Below are 19,178 nucleotides of genomic sequence, written 5' to 3' on the forward strand. Positions count from 1 at the left end.
TAAAAACTCATTTAAATCACTTTGCTATTAAGTACAAATTGATTCTTAGAGCGAACCAGATTGCTTGGCAGGAGCTTAAAAATATGGCAGCTTAAAATTGACCGTGCGTAACATGAGTAAAATAATAGAAATTGAGCATCTACATCGACCAGGCCTAGAGGAATGGGCGCAAGTGCATTTAAATTTCCTAGCACTGACCAAAGGATTATATGAAGAACCTAAAGTCGTTCACTTGACGCAGTTAATTGCAAAAGAAAGTGCTCGTTTACGAAAAGAAGCTTCTTTTTTTGAACGATTAAAAGTAAATCAATTTATTGAACAGGTGGAGAAAATTACTCAAGCTTATTTAATCGACAAGAATGAAAATAAATTTTTTAATGACATGATGAAACAAATCACTAAAACCAGAGACCTTTTTAATGACAAGCCAAACTGGCAAAGACTTTTTGATGCTTTCGCTAATGCCTTGATTAAATTATTTAAACAAAGCCAAGCGTATAATGATTTTTCATTTTTTTCTAATCAAGCCACTCAAGAAACTATTGATAAGCTTGAGATTGCGATCAAGCCTAAATGATTTATAGCTTTTTCAATAACTCTTTAACTAGATCTTGATCAGAAAATACATATTTTTTAGTACCAATTTGCTGATAGGCCTCATGCCCCTTTCCAGCAATTAAAATGATGTCTTCTTTTTTAGCATGGTGTAAGGCATAAGCGATAGCCTCTTCGCGTTTAATTAATCTTGTTATTTGCCTTGATGAGGGGATGCCTTCAACAATTTCCTTGATTATTTGCTCTGGGTCTTCGGTGCGGGGATTATCGCTAGTTATAACAATTTTATCCGCGTAATCACTGGCGGCTTTTCCCATAATCGGACGTTTACTTTTATCTCTGTCGCCACCGCAACCAAAAATGACCCATAAATCGCCTTTTTTCAAGGGTAATAAAGTAGTTAACGCATTTTCTAAAGCGTCAGGTGTATGGGCGTAATCCACTAACACATAAGGGGATTGGGCTACAATTTCCATCCGGCCTGGGGCTGCTTTTAATTGAGCCATCACGGTAAGCACTTGATCTAGTGGATATCCACTGGTCATTAAGCTGCTAAAAATAGCTAAACAATTATAAATATTAAACTGCCCCAAAGCCTTAATGATTAATTGATGAGCTCCCCAGGGAGACACTAGCTCCATAGAGGTGCCCTGCATGTCGCTTTGCCAAGCGGCAACATAGACATCGCTTTCTGGAGTCATTCCATAGCTTATTACTTCGACTTGGCTATTAACTGATTTAAGCATCCAATCTTTATAGGGGTCATCATTATTCACAATGATTGTCTCTAGATGCTTATTCACAAACAATTGGGCTTTTGCCTTTGCATAGGCTTCCATTGTATGGTGATAATCTAAATGATCCAAGCTGAGATTCGTAAAAATCGCTTGTTTAAATTCAATACCATCAACCCGATGTTGGCTTAAGGCATGGGAGGAAACCTCCATGCATACTTCTTTTATTTCTGAGGCGAAATACTGATGAAGCAATTTTTGTAAACAAAGAGCATCTGGTGTTGTGTTTTCTAGCAGCTGTAATTGATCAACCTCTCCTTGACCAATCGTCCCAATATAAGCCGCTTTTCTCTTTAAGAGAGAATGGGCTTGAGCGAGCTGATAGGCAATCGTGGTTTTTCCATTCGTTCCGGTGACCCCTGTGACTCGCAATGAGTGGCTGGGATTATTAAAAAATATTTGGGCAATTGTTGCTAAATGCTGGGCTAAATCCCTTATAGCAATAGATGGGATAGTAGTCGGTAAGCTAACGGAGGCGGGGAAATTATCAGGTTCATACACGATGGCACTTGCCCCAGCATCTACCGCTTTTTTGATAAATAAACGTCCGTCCGTTGCAGCGCCAGGGTAGGCAATAAATACATCACCCTTTTGCACTAAACGGCTGTCATTTTTTAAATCCTTAATATCGCAATCATTAAGATTCTGATTTAACCATCCTTCAAATAATTGAGTTAATTTCACAGAAAGAAGCTCCTCATAAATTCATACGATATTATTAGCCTGTGGGATCATCAGTCGGAACATTGAATAAACGTAAAGCACCAGACATTACTTTGGAGAATAAAGGCGCTGCAACTGCCGCAGCATAATAACCTTTACGTGAAGGTTCATGAATGATAACGACCACGGCAAATTTAGGATTAGATACCGGAGCAATCCCCATAAAGCTAGAAGTATATTTTCTATCTTTATAGCCATTTTTTCCAGCTACACGCGCAGTCCCCGTTTTTCCAGCTACCCGATAACCAGGAACACGAGCACTTTTTCCTGTACCGTCTTTACCTAAAACAGCTTCCATCATCGCTAAAACTTGTTCTGCCGTTTTTGGCTGAATTACTTGTACACTGCTTGATGGTTTATCATTATGAATTAAGGTAACTGGGATTAATTTTCCATGATTAGCAAAAATCATACTGGCTTTTGCTAACTGAATTGCGGTTGAAGAAATACCGTAACCGAAACCTAAGGTTGCTAAAACAAATGGCGTGGCTTCTTTTACTTTAACTATAGAGCCATCACTTTCGCCCGGATATACCGTTTCCGTTTTTTGGCCGAAACCACTACGTTGCAATAAACCAATGAGCTGTTCAGGGGGACTTGCTAACACCATTTTAGTTACGCCCACATTACTTGAATGCTGCAAAACCCCGGTTACATCCAAGACCCCATAATTATGGATATCGCGGACGACCTTGCCATTTACAGTCATCCAACTTGGATTGGTATCAATAATGGTCTCAGGAGTAAACAAGCCTGTTTCGAGAGCACTTGCAATACTAAAAGGTTTCATTACAGAGCCAGGCTCAAAGGTATCAGTTAATGCAAGATTTCGATAAGATTCTTTATCATATTTGCCGCGCGAATTAGGGTTATAAGAAGGATAATTAGCAATAGCTAAAATCTCACCATTTTGAGTATCAACCACAACAACCGAACCGGATTTAGCGTTAAACTCCTCCACCGTTTTATATAATTCACTGTAGGCTAGGTACTGTAGTCTTCTATCGATGCTTAGATGTAAATCATGTCCAGGTCGTGGTTCTTTTATCACCCCTAGCTCTTCTATAACACGTCCAACTCGATCCTTAATAACTCTTTTTTTACCCACAATCCCCATCAGCCAATCTTGATAAGCTAATTCAATTCCTTCTAAGCCTTGATCATCAATATTAGTAAAGCCTAATAATTGCGAAATGCTGTCAGACTCAGGGTAATAACGTTTAAATTCTTGCTGCAGATTTACGCCTGGAATTTTTAATTTGGCAATTTTTTTTGACAGTGGTGGTGGTAATTGCCTCTGCAAATAAAGAAAACCTTTGCTTTCATTATGAACTATTTTTCTACTTAATTCTTTAGGGGATAGATTTAAGTACTCAGCCAATTTCATAAACTGTTCTTTATCAGGAGAAAATTCTTTGGGATTCACCCAAACTGATTCAACTGGAGTACTAATTGCCAAAGGCACGCCGTGCCTGTCAGTTATCATGCCGCGATAGGATGGAATATCTACTACTCTTAAACTTCGTGCATTACCTTGCCCTTGTAAGAATTTGCGGTGTAAAACAGTAAGGTCAACCATACGCCAGACTAAGATGGCTAAAAGGATACAAAAAAAAGTAGCGACAGTAATCAGCCTTGCTCGATGATTTGATTTTTTCATAATTGATTTATATCACAACCCCTAAGTTGCTCGAATATTGGATAACTGCTGGCTATCCAATTTTTTAAATAGACTAGTAAAAATTCTGTCATTACGAATGATTATCTATTTTGACGCCAGTGTACCTTAAGATTTAATTTTTTTCGAGATGCTTAAAAGCATCTCGATTACTTCCTTTTATAAAGCTTGTTGTGGGTGTAATAAGAAGGTATTTTTAGAATCAGGAAAAGCCATTTCTAATTTAGTTTTCGCAAGCTCTTGCACTCGCGCAGGTGTTGCTAAACTTGCCTGCTCTAATAACAATTGTCCCCATTGTAACTGTAAATGGTGGGTTTGCTGTTCTTCTTGCTGCACTTGATTAAAAGTTGAGCGATAAGAGTTGGTGCTGTAAATAACCCCTAAAGCACTAATCAATACAGCAGCCATCAATAATATCAACATATACGCTGATTTTGACATTTGCATCTCTGCTAAGTGACCATGGAATATATTACTTTGATTAATTACTCTTGCTGCAGCATTCATGCTCGTTTCTCCCCTATCCTAAGCACAGCACTACGGGCTCTTACATTGTTGTTAACTTCATCATCATTAGGCATTATTGCCTTTCCCACACGTTTAAAATTAGTTTTTGTTTCTTCAAAACGAACTGGAATCTCTAGAGGAAGACGCTCGCCTTGCTCTTTATCACGCATAAATTGCTTGACTACGCGATCCTCCAAGGAATGAAAGCTAATAACTGCTAGGCGGCCTTCCGGAGCCAAAACATCAATACAGTTATCTAAAAAACGATGCAAATCATTTAATTCTTGGTTTACATGAATTCGGATTGCTTGAAAAACCCGAGTGGCAGGATGTTTGTGTTTTTCCCATTTAGGATTTGCTTCTTTCACAATTTCAGCTAATTGCAAAGTAGTGGTAATCGGTGTTGTTTCACGTGCGCTGACAATGGCTCGGGCGATGCGACCTGCAAAACGCTCCTCACCATATAGTTTAAATATTTGAATCATTTCTTCCACAGGCGCTTCATTAACAAATTGTTGCGCACTTAAACCTTGGGTGAGATCCATTCTCATATCCAAAGGACCTTGCTGCATAAAACTAAAACCCCGTTCAGGATTATCTAATTGCGGAGAAGAAACACCTAAGTCAAGTAAGATACCATCCACCTTACCAAGTACCTGTCTTTCCTCAGCAAATTGACGAATATCAGCAAAAGAGCCATGAATCATATGAAAGCGATTATCCGCACCAAAATGTTCTTTTGCATAAGTAATTGCATCGGGATCTTTATCTATTGCATATAAACGCCCTTTTAAATTTAAGGCCTTTAAAATCGCTCGACTATGTCCACCACGCCCAAAAGTACCATCGAAATAGATACCATCAGCCTTTATTGCTAAAGCCTCTATCGATTCATTTAATAATACTGATTGATGCGCTTTCATTTTTTTTCCATTACAAAGAAAAGTTTTTCATTTCATCGGGTAATGCATCAATTTGAGAAGCTTCTTCAGCCAACCATTGTTCACGTTTTGCTTCCCAAAGCTCTTTATTCCAAACTTCAAATTTATTTCCTTGGCCAATCATTACCACGTCTTTTTCTAACTGGGCGTAGATCCGTAATACTGGGGGTAACAGTACCCTTCCATTGGCATCTAACTCTATATCTGTTGCATGACCTATCAATAAGCGCTGAATACGACGCGCTGCTGCATTAAAACTAGGTAACTTCTGTAAATTATTTTCAATTATTTGCCATTGAGTGGCGGTATATAAAAGTAAACAGGTTTCTTCGGTATCAATAGTTACAACCAGTGGAACTTTCTCTTCCTCACCTAAAGCACTTCGATAGCGCGTGGGTATAGCTAAGCGCCCTTTAGTGTCAATAGTGATGGTATTTATTCCACGAAACATGTTTTCCTCATTGCGAAGATTTCCACCTCCACAATTCCCCACTTTTTTATTATTTTAACCCACTTTTATACACTATAGAAACACATTTCGCCCCTCGTCAAGAAAAAATGCGTCGATAGATAAATTTTTTTACAAATAATGGAAGAAAAATGGACAGTAGCTCACTAATAAATCACTAAGAAAATTAAGTGAGCCTTGTGCGGTCTTAGATATAATTATTTTTAGGGAAAGGAATTAGCTATTCATTAGCGAGGCTATGCGAATACCTTGTAACACTAAATCTGGGACTAAATAATCGTAAACGTGTTGATTTTCAAATAATGAAGCAAAGCCGCCAGTGGCAAGGACTATCGACTCTTGATTATTAAAAGATTCTTTATTGATCCGATGAATTAATTCTTTACATGCTCCTAAAGCACCATAATAAACGCCAGATTGGATACTTTCAATTGTAGAACGTCCCACCACCTGATCGAGTTTGATGATTTCGACAGACGGTAAGCGAGCCGTATTTTTTGACAAGGCCTCAACAGATAATCGCACGCCGGGTAATATAGCGCCACCTAAATAAGCTTTTTGAGCGGTGATAACACAAAAGGTAGTCGCTGTCCCAAAATCAATTACAATCAAATTTTGATTAGGGTAATTATGCGTTGCCGCTATGGCATTGGCGATTCTATCCGCTCCAACCTCTATAGGATTACGGTATTTGATATTGAGACCTGTTTTGACTCCTGCTTGTAAGGAGAAGGGTTCACAAGAAAAATATTTAACACAAGCTGCTCGTATAGAGTAATCTAACTGAGGCACAACAGAACAAATGCCAATAGATTTTATATCTTGCGGATTGTAATTATTCTCACGTAAAACACTTTTAAGGAAAATACCAAACTCATCGGATGTACTGACTTTAGAGGTATGACGGAAGCGTAGTTTTATTTCGTCCCCGTCAAACACGCCCCCATAGATATGAGAATTTCCTACATCAATACACAGCATCATCATTTTGCTCTAAATAAAAAGAGAAAAATAATAAGTGCTTGTTCTGCTATTAGCAAGCATTTCCCCCATTTACTTAACTCTATATTTCCTTGAATAATTAAATCGTACCTCTATGCAAATAAATTTTAATTAGCTAAAGTGAGATAGTGTTTATCAAATAAAGGGAATTTAGATATGAAATTACTAGCAAAAATTATTTTCTGTACCGCGGCCTTTTCTTCTATCGCTTTTGCAGATGACGGTTTTACCCCGGGTGAAGTGAAATTAAATCAGCAAATTCAAACTCAAATTAAAGACCTACAAGCCCAGCAACAACAACAATTGGCTGATTTAAATACTAAACTGCAAGCCCAAATTCAAAAAGTACAAACAGACCTACAAAACCAAATTCAAACAGCCAATACCCAAATTCAAGGCCAACTAAAAACAATGCAAGATCAAATAAATAAAAATCAGCAATAATAACTTCTAGCTACAACAACTAGCTCTATCTTTTTAAACTCCGCCTTCTAGCGGAGTGCATCTATAATTTGCAGATAAGCAAAGCGCAATCAAGAACCCAAAAAAGACCTAGAGGAAAGTCAGCTTTGAGTCCAGGTTTAACGATAAGGCTTAAGGAAAAAGCGCAGCATACATCAGTATGTGAGCATTTATCCTTAAGCCTTATCGTTGAAGATGGGCCAAAGATGGCTTTCCCCTCCCGAGTAAAAAAAACCCTGCAAGGCAGGGTCAGAGTGGAGAAAGATTTTAGTTGATGTATTATGTTTTTAACCTATCCTTTTTTAATAGGGTTTTACCACTACAGATGTACCTATATCAATAAAGTCTTCATTTAACCATTTCGCTGCACTGGGTAATACGCGTATACAGCCATGGCTAGCATTATAATCAGGAACTTCGTAGGCCGCATGTATCGAATACCCACCCGAGAAGTGCATGCAATAAGGCATTTTTGCGCCGCCATGAGTTTCTATTGGATAAATACTGGATTTACAATCTTCTCCCTTTTTAGAATAAACTTTAAAATTACCCGTTACCGTTCTACAAGGTCTACCTACGTCAGGGCAAAAATCTTTTCCTCCTGAGGCACTACCAGTATTGACCCGGTTACCGTCTTTATCATAAGCTGCCCATGCTGTTGCTTTAGGGTCAAAAACAAATACCTTTTTACCGGTTGCGGGCTGTTTCTCTGGAAAATAATTTGCTCCTTTATGATCTGACGCCATGCTCATTGTGTAATGAGTATAACCTGCATCGTCTACTACAGCGGTCGATCTATCCATAGAAGCACAGGATGCAGCCAAAGCACATACTGGTACCAACACTAGTTGTTTTTTCACTTTTTTTCTCCCTCTTTTTTTTTCTTTATCGGGAGATTTAGAAATAGGTTTAGCTTTTTTTATAAATTTTTTTACTTTGTGATTTTTTTATGACCTACAAGCTCATTATAAATTCTTTTTTTGGCCTTAGAGGGGAGCATTTCGACTAGAGCCAAGGCCAACTGCTCATCACTACACTCAAAGCAACCACCCCGTGGAGGCATAGCATTCATCCCCTCTTCTGTGTGTTTAAAAATGATTTTGATATCTTGTTTTAATCGATCATTCCAATCTTTTTGCTCGCCAAAACGTGGAGCACCTAAAGGGATAATGGGTTTAGAGGCATGGCAATTGACACAAAAGTGTTGATAAATTTGGGCTCCCTCGTTGGTTGAGCCTTTTATTTGGTTTAGAAAATCCTGTGGTCGGTGAGTACTCGCATAAAGAGAAAATGTGCATAAAAACAATAAGTAGACAGGCCATGAGCGTCTCATGTTATACTCCTTTTAAAGTTGGCTCATTATTTGCAAGGGATGATAACAATGAGAACAAGAGGTATTATTGTGAAAAAAAGCATACTAAGTATTTTTCTAATTTTTGCAAGCACTTGTTTATGGGCTGAAACTGAATCAGCAGTACAATCACTCTCTGCTATCCAATATAAAATAGAAAGCTATATGCTCAATCAATTAGTAGGACAAGCTCAAGGTAAAATAAAAGTCAATGTAGGAAAATTAGACTCTCGTCTTAAATTGAGGGCTTGTGCTGATGAGCGTTTAGAAATTTTTAATCCTTACGACAGCGCCTTGCTTAATAGCAGCACAATGGGTATAAAATGCACAGAAGAAACTAATCATTGGACTTTATATGTTCCGGTTCGAGTCACTCTTTTAAAAGAAGTTTTGTTGAATAAAAGAGCCTTAAGAAAGGGAGAGACTCTAACCGATAAAGATTTATATCGTGCCGAAATGGATGCTCAGAAATTAAAGCAAGGATATTATACGGATCTCAAGGATTTAAATGGGCTGGTTTGTAAAAAAGACCTTCCGCCTGATACAATCATAACGCCCTATCAAATCGAATCAGCGAAAATGGTGCTTAAAGGACAAGAAGTAAGTATTGTTGCTATTGCAGGTAGCCTAAAAATCACCATGGATGGCATTGCTTTAAGTGACGGAGTATTAGGGGATGTGATTAAAGTAAAGAATACTACCTCACATAAAATTATTGAAGCCCAAGTTGCGGGTAATAAAAAAGTGAATGTAGCCATATAGATAGTACTGTTTTAGTTATTTAAAGACTTTAAAAGGTTAAATTTTAAACAAATTTACTAAAGAATTTTTATAAGGAGCCGATAACTATGTCAAACGTACTAGAGGATATAATCATGGTTAATCAGATCAACGATTCTGCTGGCATGAAAGCGATAGAGTTAAATCGCCTTAATACCAGAGATCGTCAAAAAAAGGAGCCTGTTGCTGAGCAGCCTTCTGCTGCTTCTGATAACGTCAACTTTAGTGAAGCATCCAAACAATTAGAGTCAATAAAAGCATCTTTAAAAGATATTCCTGAAGTAGACGCAAAAAAAGTCGCTCATATTAAGGCTGAAATTGCAGCAGGTAATTATCAAATAAATAGTAATGAAATTGCTAAACGCATGTTAAATAATGTAGAACTGGCTTAATTTAGGACGATTCAATGAATAATAATAATGATGTTCAAGTTTTAGCTAAACACTTAAAACAAGAGATTGAATGGATAAGAGAATTAAATACTATTCTAGTAGAGGAAAAAGAAGTATTAACTAATAGGCAGTTTGAGAAGTTGGAGGAGATAGCTGATAAAAAACAAGCTCTCTCTAATAATTTAGAGGCAAGTTCCAAAGAGCGCTTAAGCTTAATTGGTGATCCGGAAACCCAATCCCCTAGTGAATTTTTACAGAAATTCCTCAAAGAATGTCCTCCCCAAGAGGCAAGCTTAATTAATAACTTAAATAAAGAACTCAGTAATGAATTAACGAAATGTCGTGAATTAAATACTATTAATGGCCAAGTTATAGCTACTAATATTCATACCCGCGAAGAAATCGTCAATATTTTGTCTGGTAAAGGAAAAGACGTCAGTGTTTATACTGCAACGGGTAATATTAAGTCCTCAAAAAAAGGTGAAGGCCATCACCGTGAAGCTTAGAATGCTCTCATTTTATTTTATGAATACAGCCCGCTTTAAAAAATGATAAGCGTGTATTAAGAAAGAAACGCAGTAGAAATAGAAAATGAAAGAATTTTGATTTAGATACTCTTAAATGATCTCCGTAAAGGTTTTTTTTAGGTCCTGGCTTATGCCTCAAGACCTAAAAAAATGCTTATTTAGAGTTCATCACTTCATTCGTAAAGCTCCATCTAAACGGATGACTTCACCATTTAGCATCGTATTTTCAATGAGTTGACCGACTAATAAGGCAAACTCCTCAGGCCGTCCTAGACGCTTTGGAAAAACAACTTCTTCCGCCAATTTATCTTGAACCTCTTGGGGCATATTAAGTAGCATAGGGGTAGCAATTAATCCTGGGGCAATAGTATTAACCCGGATAGCAAACTGTGCTAATTCCCTTGCAGCGGGTAAAGTCATGGCAACCACCCCCCCTTTGGATGCACTATAGGCCGCTTGTCCAATTTGTCCTTCAAAAGCGGCTATTGAAGCCGTGTTAATGATAAGGCCTCGTTCTTGACTTTTATTATCTAATTCTAAAGTCGACATAGCATGAGCGACTACTCGCATTACATTGAAGGTACCAATGAGATTAATATCAATGACTTGTTTAAATGCAGCTAAAGGCATGGGGCCCTCCCTGCCGACAATTCGCTTTGCTGGAGCTATACCTGCACAATTAACACAAACTCTGGGCGCACCTAATTTCTCTAGAGTAAGCTTCATTGTTTGGCTTACAGACTCTTCATTGCTTACATCGCAACTTAAAAATAAATCAGCCTCTGTCTCACTAGATTCTTGTTTATCCCATACTACTACTTTCATACCACGCTGCTTCAAATAGGATACGCAACCCTTACCCATACCTGAAGCCCCACCAGTAATTAGCGCTATATGATTAGCAAAATTCATAGAAAATTCTCCCTTATGCTTTTATTATTACTAAATGAATGCGAGCTTATTGTAAAAATTCTTTGCTCAAGGCTTTAAAATCAGGAATATTAGATTGTCTTAGCCATTCAAAGAAAACCATTTCAGCGGTAATTAAATGAATGCCGGCATTTTTCATTCTCTTTAATCCGTATTTGTAATCCAATGGGGAACGACTGCCAACAGCATCCACCACAACAAATACTTCAAATCCCGCTGTTTTTAATTCTAATGCCGTTTGCATTACGCAAACATGTGCTTCAATCCCTAATAGAATTAATTGATTTTTTTTATGTTCAGTTAAACGATGAACAAAATTTGGCTCTTGCATACAAGAGAAATGAACTTTTTCAATAAATTCGGTGGAAGGAATATAAGAATAAAGTTCAGAAATTGTAGAACCAAGCCCTTTAGGATACTGCTCACTGGCAAAAACAGGGACCTGCATTTTTGCTGCAAGCTTTAATAACCACTCACAACGGGGGATACATTGTTCTTTATTAGAAATGAACGGGACTAACTTTTCTTGAACATCAATTAATAATAAAAGCGAATCTTTCCTATTAAGCAACATCCTTATCTCCTGCCTTCAGTATTTTAGCAATGATACTATAGGAGGATAACTAAAGTGTAGCCTTGCAACGGCAAAGCTACATTTATAAGAGAATAAATATCTATAGGGCAGCAATATCAATAGTTTTTACTTTAACATCCATTTGTTTATGGCCTCTTTGAATGGAAAGAGTCACTTGTTCACCCACTTTAATTTCCGATAACATATGATATAAGTTATCATAATCAGCGACCGGATGAGCATTAATCGCAACAATCACATCCCCTACTGCAATACGGCCCCAAGAGTCTCGATAAGTTCCTCGTAACTTAGCATGTTCAGCTGGAGTATTAGGCAATACATCTGCAATTAAAACTCCTTTTTTCACTCCCAAGCGCTTAGCAATATTAGGTTCAACGCGTTGAATACCGATTCCGGATAAAACAACTCGTCCATGATCAATGATTTGAGAGACAATGCGCTTAATATCATCAGCAGGGACCGCAAAACCTATCCCGGCTGAAGATCCTGAGCGAGAAAAAATCATGGTGTTCAAACCAATTAATTGGCCAGCGCTATTTAATAAAGGACCTCCAGAGTTACCTGGATTAATGGGGGTGTCCGTTTGAATCATATTATGAATAGTGACACCGCCAATACCAGGAACCTGTCGCCCTAAAGCAGAAATAACTCCTTTAGATAAGCTGTGATCTAGGCCAAATGGATTACCTATGGCAATAGCTTTCTGGCCGACTATAAGGTCGCTTTGCTGTACTATTTCAAATGGTTGAAATGCTTGCAATTGCTTAAGAGCTTGGGGGGATTTAATTTTTAAAACGGCTATATCTTTACGCGGCTCTGCTCCAATTACTTTTACCGGTACAGTCATATTCCCTAAGGTAATAGCTAAATCATCAGCACCATTAATTACATGAAAATTGGTAACAATATGTCCTTTATTATCCCAAATAATTCCAGATCCTGCCCCATCGGGTATATGAGCTTTTTGTAATGAACGATTAGTGACTGTGGCAAGACGATGTACATAAACAACTTTTGAAGATGTTTTTTGAAACACCTCAATAGTATTGCGCTCGTCCGGCAAGAGAGTATCTAAATTTAAACTAAATCCAGGCCTTACTATAGAAAAAACGAAAAGAAAAACTACTAACCAAAAATTGCGTTGTTTTAACATTTGCTTTTACTCCATTTTTCATCTGAGACGAAATATTGTGAACTTAACTAGAAACTCAAAATTATTAATTCGAGAAAATCCTTATTTGTTCCATTTTTATAAGGAAATAACCAGAGAGATTGCAACTTAAACGCGCGTTCGGATAAAGAAAACCTCATCCTGCGGGAAAATCTCGGCTTAACCAAGCTTGCGAGATGTAGATGCGCCTTGGCTTTTCATATAGTGAGCTCAATTTAGCTCACCATTTAAATCTGTCTGGCCATATAGCGCTAGATTGTAATATACATCCCTATGAATGTCACTAATTAACTCAATCGGATAGTATTTACGCACGAGCAAAACTTATTTCAGCTTGCTCCCCTTCATCCTCTTGACTGTCTTTTTGCTGTTCAGAGTCTTTATCATTATTTTGCTCTAAATCATCATCCTTTTGCTCCGAATCATTTACATCTTTCTCCATTTGATCCACATCATCACGCGCAGCTTGCTCAACTTGGGCTTGCGATAAAGAAATACCCGAAGAAAGATTAAAATACTGCAATAAAAAATGGATGGGCGCCATAATGATTGATTTGAAAGTAGTCGTACCCGCATTAATGCTTTGCGTCGCTACATGTTCCGCATTGTCAGTATGGCGCAGATATATTTTTTCCAATAAACTTGAATGCTGTTTATAAATAGCATCTAAATTGGCATTGCGGGCTTGCTCTTGTTTTAATAAATATTCTTGCAAATCCTTATGGGTATCCCATAATGAAGTCCTGCGTTGTTGGAAGCTTATCAATTCTTCATTATAAAACTTCATTTCTTCATCAATTTCAGCTTTTAAGCGATCACAGGCGACTTTACGATCTTTAGAAATTTTACCATCAACAATTGCCCCGGATTCTTTTAAGGTTAGTTGGCTATATCGCTCTATCAAACTGGTCTTTTTATGTAAAATTTCCTCAATTTTATTGTCTAAATAGATGATGGCATCTTTATTAGAACCTAAGACTTTATAATGAGAATCAAAGCGTTTACTGCTTTGCATTTGTTCGCGCATTTTTTCTAATTCTGCTGCTTCCTGCGTAATAGCGCGACGTTGTGCTTCATCATTTAAAAGCTTATCACGACTTAAAATAATTTGACGAACAAAGGCTGCTATTGCAACGACACCACCAAAAGCAGCTGCACAAATAAGGGCTATGATTCCTGGTTCCATACTACACTCCTAAGCTGCATATGAAATTAATTGCGTATGAATTTCGATCGAGAAATAACGAGTGAACTCTTGATAAGATAAAATTTTCGGCCACTGTTGTGAGTCATTGGTGATACGGCTCATAGCTGTGGAAAAAATTGATTCATAATAACGTTCAAGAAAAGGCTTTATTTCATTTAAGTTATTAAAATTTTTTATGATAACTGAAGCATTTTCAGTCAAATGAGATAGATTTACTTGCTCCATCACCTCACTCAACTCCGGCTCATTTTCCACAGCTTTATTCAACCACTGAAGCAATTTCGCTCGTGGACGCAATTGCAACATATTATGAGCGTTCTTTAAAGAGGACTCTAATACGATAAGATGAGAATGAAACTCAAGTTTAAAGCAACATAAAAAATCAAGAAAACTTTTTTCAATTTGATTACGAGCATCCTTACCCAACCAGCGACAAATTTCATGACGAAACATTTTCCGGAAATGCTGCTCAAGCTCATTAAGTGTGTCATCCTGAGTAGCCCCCTTTTTTAATAAATAGGCTGTATTATCAGTTTGCAAGGATTTAAAACTGGGAAGATTATCTTCGCCCAACTGTGAAGCTAAAAAAGAAAAAAAGACAATAGTAGGACGTAAGACTACTACCTCGGATAATCCATTATCCATGAGACTACTCCTGTAATCATCGGGCTCATTATCCAGTCTAGATGGACAATTATATTCTTGCAATGAAAAGACGCAGTTTTTTATGTAAAAACTTATTAACATCAACAGTTTGCTAAATTGAGAAGGCTAAAATAGATGTAAAGGAAACTTGACAGTCATTTTTTTATCGCTATGCTTAGTTTTTTATCCTCCGGTTTTTTACTATGAAATTATTAGGAAAAATATTTTTAGTTCTTTTTAGCCTAATTTTTTTAGTCTCCGCTGCTTTATGGTTCTTCACTAAAAATATACAACCAGAGACAATCAAACGCTTTGTGGCTCAGCAAATAACTGCTATTACTCATAAGGAAAGTCAAATTGATGGCGCTATTTCCTGGCAATTCTTCCCTAATCCCTCATTAAAAATACAAAATATTCAAATTGGCTCAGCTAAACGCAGTGACAACTATAATGCCAAAATTAATTCCTTAGTATTTAATGTAAAACTCAGTAATTTATTAAAAGGGGCTCTATTATTTGATGAATTAGCAATTGATGGGCTCCAGTTAGAAGTTAATACAAATACTCCTAAGATAATCAGCCCCTTAGCTAGTCAAAAGAATGAAAATAAGTCAGTGTCCCATAAAGAATTTGCCATTCAACGAGTTACTATAACCCATAGCCAAGTCCTAATTAATCAGAATCAAGAGCAAACCCAATTAAAAAATGTCCAAATTGCCATTGAAGATTTTAATTTGCAACGTCACTCCTTTCCTATTCAAATTAAAACGCGTCTAAGTAAACTTAATAATAACACTAAAATAAGAGCATCTATTGCTTTTACTGGCCGTTTAAACCTAGACGATGCTATTATCAATAACTTAGGTAAAGGAACCGCTATCCCTTCGGTAGAAGGACAACTGCTTTTACAAAATATTACATTTAATCAGATCGCGATAAACAAAATTAATACTACCCTTAATTCGAATAAAGACAATCTAGCCTTCAATCCACTTACCGTCTCACTGTATGGTGGCGAAGCAGTGGGAACGATGAATTACACCTTTAGCAATCATCAAATTGCAATTAATCAAACTGCTACAAATTTAAATGGCAAAGAATTGTTTAATGTTCTAATAGGTCACCCTTTATTAAGTGGAACCATGGATTACTCTATTCATGCTAATTTTCCAATTGATCTATTTTCTTTAAAATCTTTTGTCGGAAAAGGCCAAATAACGCTTAAAGACGGAAAGTTATATGGGGTCAATATGGATGAAGTACTTAATCAATTAAAAGGGAAGTTAACCCAATTGATGAGTGGCAATTTAAACAGTATTGGTTCTCTGGATGAGTTGAACAAAAGTACGCTAACTCAAGGAGATACTGAATTTAAACTAGCCAATCTCGATTATCAATTAAAAAATGAGTTATTCTCCACCAATGCGCTTATTATCCAAACGGATAAATTACAAGTGAAAGGTGATGGGGCCATTAATTTAAACAACCACACAATGAACTCCAAACTGCAAGTTACTATTAACAATAATGACGAAAGCATGCAAAAAATACAAAGCCTCGTTGGTGGTTATTTTCCTTTAGCTCTCTCAGGTACCCTTGAGCACCCTAATATTAGCCCAGACTTTAAAAGTATCGGGCCTCTTGTAGGTCAACTATTAACAAATCCTAATTTTAAAAAACCTTTAAAACTGTTAGGGAAACAAATTAAAGGATTTATTCGTTGATAAATCGTCTAGAAGAGCAATTTAGTAAACCTTTATTAGCGTGGTACGATAAGCATGGTAGAAAAAATTTGCCTTGGCAAACACCCAAGGATCCCTATCGGATTTGGGTTTCTGAAATCATGCTACAACAAACACAAGTACAAACTGTAATCCCCTATTTCAATCGTTTTATGGAACAGTTTCCTACCGTTCATCATTTAGCACGAGCGGAAGAGGATAAGGTTCTTGCCCTGTGGTCAGGATTAGGATATTACAGTAGGGCTCGAAATCTTCATAAAACGGCTAAGATTATCAGTAGAGACTATTCAGGCTTAATGCCGAAAGAACAGGATAAGCTAACCAATTTACCTGGCATAGGCCCATCTACAGCCGCTGCGATTTTATCACAAGCCTATAATTTACCTGCCGCTATCTTAGACGGAAATGTTAAGCGCGTTCTAACCCGTTTTTTCCGTATCCAAGGCTGGCCAGAACAAAGCGCCATAAAAAAAATGCTATGGAAGATAGCTGATGAATGCATGCCTGAGTCCCGTTGTGCTGAATATACTCAAGCAATTATGGATCTTGGGGCAACTTGCTGTACTTTAAGAAAGCCCAAATGTACTGCGTGTCCTGTGCAAACAGATTGCCAAGCATTGAAGTATAATGAACAGCACTTATATCCAACCAAAAAAATTAAAAAATCCTTACCCATTGAACACCAACAATTTTTGGTCTTAGTTGACCGTAATAGGATTTATCTAGAAAAAAGGCCACCGGTTGGTTTATGGGGCGGTTTATGGTGTTTTCCTAGTATTGACAAGGACATTTGCCCTTTAACCTATATCAAAAAGCAATACCACTTTGAAAGTCAGGAAATAAAACATCTGACCTCATTAACTCATCGTTTTAGCCATTTTCAGTTGGAAATTGACGCCATACTGATGAAAACTCAAGGGTCAAATCAAATAGTGGCAGAGCCTCAGGGGCAATGGTTTCAGCAGAAAAATTTAAAAGATATAGGCTTGGCTAAGCCAACTAATCACATTTTAAATCAACTGTTTATAGAAAATAAAATTTAATCTTAAAAATTTATAGTTTTGATTGATAGGCTATATCTTGCAAGTTAATCTCGTATTATCATCAATAAATACTGTTCATTGAGCGATTTTATGCATACCCTACTAATACTCTTTATTAGCATCATTGCTATGCTCTGGGCTGCTAATCATTTGGTATTAGGAGCATCAGATCTTGCCCATCGTTTTAAATTACCGCCCTTAATAGTAGGTTTAACTATTGTAGCCCTAGGTACTTCGCTTCCCGAATTATTTTTTTCCATCATGGATTCGTTTAAAGATGAAGATAATTTAATTCTAGGCAATAGTATTGGTTCTAATATCGCAAACATAGGCCTCGTATTAGGTATTACTATTATTCTAAAGCCTTCAGCACTTAACTTTAATAGTTTGAAAAAAACTTACCCCATTTTAATTATTGCAATGTTATTTGTTTATAGTCTTATTTTGGATGGCTATTTAAGTCATATAGATGGCTGTTTAATGCTATTGGGCTGCCTCATTATTATCTCGGCTTTTATCTACATAGCCCATCACACTAAACCCCAAGATCCTATAGTCGATCAGTTTAAAAGTGCCATGGTTACTACACGTTCATTAAAGACAAATATTACCAATATCATTTTAGGACTAGTCATCCTTCCCATATGCGCGAAATACATTGTGCTCACAACAACGGAGCTTGTTAGTTGGATGCATATTAATGAACTTGCCTTGGGCTTAACCATACAAGCAATTGGAACAACCCTACCCGAATTAAGTACGGCCATTCTTGCGGCAATTAAAGGAGAAGAGGATTTAGCGGTCGGAACTATATTAGGTTCGAATATTTATAATTTACTACTTATTTTAGCTTTTCCGGCGCTCATAAATCCCTCTAAAATTAATGCCATCATTTTGTGGCGCGATATGCCCATTATGATTTTCCTGGCCCTCTTTCTTGTTTTCTTAAATTATAATTACAAAAAATCTTTATCACCTTGGCATGGTGGTGTGTTGATTATCATCTATTGCTGTTATGTTATTTCTTTGATAATTAAAGCTTAGTAAATAGAATTCACTAAGCAAAAATTAATTAATCCTAAAAACCATAGCTATGAAATAAAGGGTATAAGACATCCGGGACGAGTAGTGGCGAAACAGGCTAGAGAGAACAGTTCTTAGAGCTCTATGTTGGCTGGCATCTGAAAAACCTCTGTATCATACCTGAATGAAACCCCTGGAACAAAACATCCTAGTGAGACCGAGTTTAGTTAAATCTTTATTTAAATTTATTAAGGGAGGCGTAATTTATTTCCTACAGTTGCGAAAATAGGATTAAATTATCGCATGCCCTAAAGACTAACTAAGCTAAATGGTAAATGAGTCCAAATCCCACTTGTGCAGTATTGGAGGCAATTTTAGTTTGCTTCAATACGGCCCCGACAGGTTCAAAAACTTGGCTTTTAACTGAGCTATAATTTACCTGGCTATAATCTAGCATTAGTTCCCAATTTTTAGCAAAACTATGCCTCATGCCCACACCATAGCGGATACCATTGATGTGATTATTAACTCATGTTACGCACGGTCAATTTTAAGCTGCCATATTTTTAAGCTCCTGCCAAGCAATCTGGTTCGCTCTAAGAATCAATTTGTACTTAATAGCAAAGTGATTTAAATGAGTT

General features: G+C 37.0%; 23 protein-coding genes. 9 read left to right on the top strand and 14 right to left on the bottom strand.

Translation table 11 applies throughout. From position 1 onward, the window contains the following. Window positions 1–11 precede the first annotated feature (11 nt). Entirely contained in the window at window positions 12–194 is a 183-nt protein-coding gene (locus ELY15_RS16075) for a hypothetical protein (protein WP_158617418.1), read from the bottom strand. Here ELY15_RS16075 and ELY15_RS06515 point away from each other — a divergent pair. After that, complete coding sequence (locus ELY15_RS06515) at window positions 173–577, top strand: hypothetical protein (RefSeq protein WP_158617419.1); 405 nt, start codon at window positions 173–175, stop codon at window positions 575–577. The two genes, ELY15_RS16075 and ELY15_RS06515, sit on opposite strands and share 22 nt — an antisense overlap. Window position 578: 1 nt before the next feature. Here ELY15_RS06515 and ELY15_RS06520 read toward each other — a convergent pair whose 3' ends face one another. The 6 genes from ELY15_RS06520 to ELY15_RS06545 form a co-directional block, all read right to left on the bottom strand. Further along, entirely contained in the window at window positions 579–2,033 is a 1,455-nt protein-coding gene (locus ELY15_RS06520; protein WP_127098858.1) for a UDP-N-acetylmuramoyl-L-alanyl-D-glutamate--2,6-diaminopimelate ligase, read from the bottom strand. A gap of 34 nt (window positions 2,034–2,067) precedes the next feature. Beyond that, window positions 2,068–3,732, bottom strand: a complete 1,665-nt coding sequence (locus tag ELY15_RS06525; protein WP_127098859.1) for a penicillin-binding protein 2 — start codon at window positions 3,730–3,732, stop codon at window positions 2,068–2,070. 177 nt (window positions 3,733–3,909) lie between these two features. After that, a complete protein-coding gene (gene ftsL / locus ELY15_RS06530) occupies window positions 3,910–4,257 on the bottom strand; it encodes a cell division protein FtsL (protein WP_127098860.1) in 348 nt (115 codons plus the stop codon). Continuing rightward, window positions 4,254–5,180 (bottom strand): 16S rRNA (cytosine(1402)-N(4))-methyltransferase RsmH, encoded by a 927-nt coding sequence (rsmH, locus tag ELY15_RS06535; protein WP_127098861.1) that lies wholly within the window; start codon window positions 5,178–5,180, stop codon window positions 4,254–4,256. The genes ftsL and rsmH overlap by 4 nt, the downstream gene beginning before the upstream one ends. Window positions 5,181–5,190: 10 nt before the next feature. Continuing rightward, a complete protein-coding gene (gene mraZ, locus ELY15_RS06540) occupies window positions 5,191–5,649 on the bottom strand; it encodes a division/cell wall cluster transcriptional repressor MraZ (protein WP_127098862.1) in 459 nt (152 codons plus the stop codon). A 234-nt stretch (window positions 5,650–5,883) separates the two neighbouring features. After that, the gene (locus ELY15_RS06545) at window positions 5,884–6,651 is read right to left on the bottom strand and encodes a type III pantothenate kinase (protein WP_127098876.1); all 768 of its coding nucleotides are present in this window, start codon (window positions 6,649–6,651) and stop codon (window positions 5,884–5,886) included. Window positions 6,652–6,825: 174 nt separating this feature from the next. On the opposite strand from ELY15_RS06545, the gene ELY15_RS06550 reads away from it, so the two are divergent. Then, window positions 6,826–7,113, top strand: a complete 288-nt coding sequence (locus tag ELY15_RS06550; RefSeq protein WP_127098863.1) for a hypothetical protein — start codon at window positions 6,826–6,828, stop codon at window positions 7,111–7,113. 320 nt (window positions 7,114–7,433) lie between these two features. On the opposite strand, the gene ELY15_RS06555 is transcribed toward ELY15_RS06550, so the two are convergent. Further along, window positions 7,434–7,991: a L,D-transpeptidase gene (locus ELY15_RS06555; protein WP_127098864.1), complete on the bottom strand. Its 558-nt coding sequence runs from the start codon at window positions 7,989–7,991 to the stop codon at window positions 7,434–7,436. A gap of 71 nt (window positions 7,992–8,062) precedes the next feature. Further along, window positions 8,063–8,464: a cytochrome c5 family protein gene (locus ELY15_RS06560; RefSeq protein WP_127098865.1), complete on the bottom strand. Its 402-nt coding sequence runs from the start codon at window positions 8,462–8,464 to the stop codon at window positions 8,063–8,065. Window positions 8,465–8,533: 69 nt separating this feature from the next. Between ELY15_RS06560 and flgA the strand changes: the two genes are divergently transcribed. The 3 genes from flgA to ELY15_RS06575 all read left to right on the top strand — a co-directional run bounded on the left by flgA (window position 8,534) and on the right by ELY15_RS06575 (window position 10,160). Continuing rightward, window positions 8,534–9,244 carry a flagellar basal body P-ring formation chaperone FlgA gene (gene flgA / locus ELY15_RS06565; RefSeq protein ID WP_127098866.1) on the top strand — a complete coding sequence of 237 codons (711 nt, stop codon included), beginning with the start codon at window positions 8,534–8,536 and terminating at the stop codon, window positions 9,242–9,244. Window positions 9,245–9,330: 86 nt separating this feature from the next. Next, on the top strand, window positions 9,331–9,654 hold the full coding sequence (gene flgM / locus ELY15_RS06570) for a flagellar biosynthesis anti-sigma factor FlgM (RefSeq protein WP_127098867.1): 324 nt from the start codon (window positions 9,331–9,333) through the stop codon (window positions 9,652–9,654). A 14-nt stretch (window positions 9,655–9,668) separates the two neighbouring features. Then, window positions 9,669–10,160 carry a flagella synthesis protein FlgN gene (locus ELY15_RS06575; protein ID WP_127098868.1) on the top strand — a complete coding sequence of 164 codons (492 nt, stop codon included), beginning with the start codon at window positions 9,669–9,671 and terminating at the stop codon, window positions 10,158–10,160. Between the two features lie 189 nt (window positions 10,161–10,349). On the opposite strand, the gene ELY15_RS06580 is transcribed toward ELY15_RS06575, so the two are convergent. From ELY15_RS06580 to ELY15_RS06600, 5 genes are all read right to left on the bottom strand, one after another. Beyond that, complete coding sequence (locus tag ELY15_RS06580) at window positions 10,350–11,093, bottom strand: SDR family NAD(P)-dependent oxidoreductase (RefSeq protein WP_127098869.1); 744 nt, start codon at window positions 11,091–11,093, stop codon at window positions 10,350–10,352. 46 nt (window positions 11,094–11,139) lie between these two features. Further along, entirely contained in the window at window positions 11,140–11,685 is a 546-nt protein-coding gene (locus ELY15_RS06585; protein ID WP_127098870.1) for a hydrolase, read from the bottom strand. 100 nt (window positions 11,686–11,785) lie between these two features. Continuing rightward, entirely contained in the window at window positions 11,786–12,859 is a 1,074-nt protein-coding gene (locus tag ELY15_RS06590) for a S1C family serine protease (RefSeq protein WP_127098871.1), read from the bottom strand. Window positions 12,860–13,184: 325 nt separating this feature from the next. Beyond that, window positions 13,185–14,063, bottom strand: a complete 879-nt coding sequence (locus tag ELY15_RS06595) for a hypothetical protein (protein WP_127098872.1) — start codon at window positions 14,061–14,063, stop codon at window positions 13,185–13,187. Window positions 14,064–14,072: 9 nt separating this feature from the next. After that, complete coding sequence (locus tag ELY15_RS06600; protein WP_127098873.1) at window positions 14,073–14,729, bottom strand: hypothetical protein; 657 nt, start codon at window positions 14,727–14,729, stop codon at window positions 14,073–14,075. A 203-nt stretch (window positions 14,730–14,932) separates the two neighbouring features. Here ELY15_RS06600 and ELY15_RS06605 point away from each other — a divergent pair, with 203 nt between their 5' ends. The 4 genes from ELY15_RS06605 to ELY15_RS16080 all read left to right on the top strand — a co-directional run bounded on the left by ELY15_RS06605 (window position 14,933) and on the right by ELY15_RS16080 (window position 19,171). Next, the gene (locus ELY15_RS06605) at window positions 14,933–16,453 is read left to right on the top strand and encodes an AsmA family protein (RefSeq protein WP_127098874.1); all 1,521 of its coding nucleotides are present in this window, start codon (window positions 14,933–14,935) and stop codon (window positions 16,451–16,453) included. Next, window positions 16,453–17,514: an A/G-specific adenine glycosylase gene (mutY, locus tag ELY15_RS06610; protein WP_127098877.1), complete on the top strand. Its 1,062-nt coding sequence runs from the start codon at window positions 16,453–16,455 to the stop codon at window positions 17,512–17,514. The genes ELY15_RS06605 and mutY overlap by 1 nt, the downstream gene beginning before the upstream one ends. A gap of 90 nt (window positions 17,515–17,604) precedes the next feature. Further along, window positions 17,605–18,558 carry a calcium/sodium antiporter gene (locus tag ELY15_RS06615; protein WP_127098875.1) on the top strand — a complete coding sequence of 318 codons (954 nt, stop codon included), beginning with the start codon at window positions 17,605–17,607 and terminating at the stop codon, window positions 18,556–18,558. A 460-nt stretch (window positions 18,559–19,018) separates the two neighbouring features. Further along, entirely contained in the window at window positions 19,019–19,171 is a 153-nt protein-coding gene (locus tag ELY15_RS16080; RefSeq protein ID WP_158617420.1) for a hypothetical protein, read from the top strand. The last annotated feature ends 7 nt before the right edge of the window (window positions 19,172–19,178 follow it).

This window comes from Legionella sp. km772, from assembly GCF_003989735.1.
Taxonomy (GTDB): Bacteria; Pseudomonadota; Gammaproteobacteria; order Legionellales; family Legionellaceae; genus Legionella.

Coding starts and splice junctions, on each gene's coding strand:
- ELY15_RS06525 (WP_127098859.1), bottom strand. CDS start 3,732: ATGAAAAAATCAAATCATCGAGCAAGGCTGATTACTGTCGCTACTTTT.
- ftsL (WP_127098860.1), bottom strand. CDS start 4,257: ATGAATGCTGCAGCAAGAGTAATTAATCAAAGTAATATATTCCATGGT.
- rsmH (WP_127098861.1), bottom strand. CDS start 5,180: ATGAAAGCGCATCAATCAGTATTATTAAATGAATCGATAGAGGCTTTA.
- mraZ (WP_127098862.1), bottom strand. CDS start 5,649: ATGTTTCGTGGAATAAATACCATCACTATTGACACTAAAGGGCGCTTA.
- ELY15_RS06545 (WP_127098876.1), bottom strand. CDS start 6,651: ATGATGCTGTGTATTGATGTAGGAAATTCTCATATCTATGGGGGCGTG.
- ELY15_RS06550 (WP_127098863.1), top strand. CDS start 6,826: ATGAAATTACTAGCAAAAATTATTTTCTGTACCGCGGCCTTTTCTTCT.
- ELY15_RS06560 (WP_127098865.1), bottom strand. CDS start 8,464: ATGAGACGCTCATGGCCTGTCTACTTATTGTTTTTATGCACATTTTCT.
- flgM (WP_127098867.1), top strand. CDS start 9,331: ATGTCAAACGTACTAGAGGATATAATCATGGTTAATCAGATCAACGAT.
- ELY15_RS06575 (WP_127098868.1), top strand. CDS start 9,669: ATGAATAATAATAATGATGTTCAAGTTTTAGCTAAACACTTAAAACAA.
- ELY15_RS06580 (WP_127098869.1), bottom strand. CDS start 11,093: ATGAATTTTGCTAATCATATAGCGCTAATTACTGGTGGGGCTTCAGGT.
- ELY15_RS06585 (WP_127098870.1), bottom strand. CDS start 11,685: ATGTTGCTTAATAGGAAAGATTCGCTTTTATTATTAATTGATGTTCAA.
- ELY15_RS06590 (WP_127098871.1), bottom strand. CDS start 12,859: ATGTTAAAACAACGCAATTTTTGGTTAGTAGTTTTTCTTTTCGTTTTT.
- ELY15_RS06595 (WP_127098872.1), bottom strand. CDS start 14,063: ATGGAACCAGGAATCATAGCCCTTATTTGTGCAGCTGCTTTTGGTGGT.
- ELY15_RS06600 (WP_127098873.1), bottom strand. CDS start 14,729: ATGGATAATGGATTATCCGAGGTAGTAGTCTTACGTCCTACTATTGTC.
- ELY15_RS06605 (WP_127098874.1), top strand. CDS start 14,933: ATGAAATTATTAGGAAAAATATTTTTAGTTCTTTTTAGCCTAATTTTT.
- ELY15_RS06615 (WP_127098875.1), top strand. CDS start 17,605: ATGCATACCCTACTAATACTCTTTATTAGCATCATTGCTATGCTCTGG.
- ELY15_RS16080 (WP_158617420.1), top strand. CDS start 19,019: ATGCCTCATGCCCACACCATAGCGGATACCATTGATGTGATTATTAAC.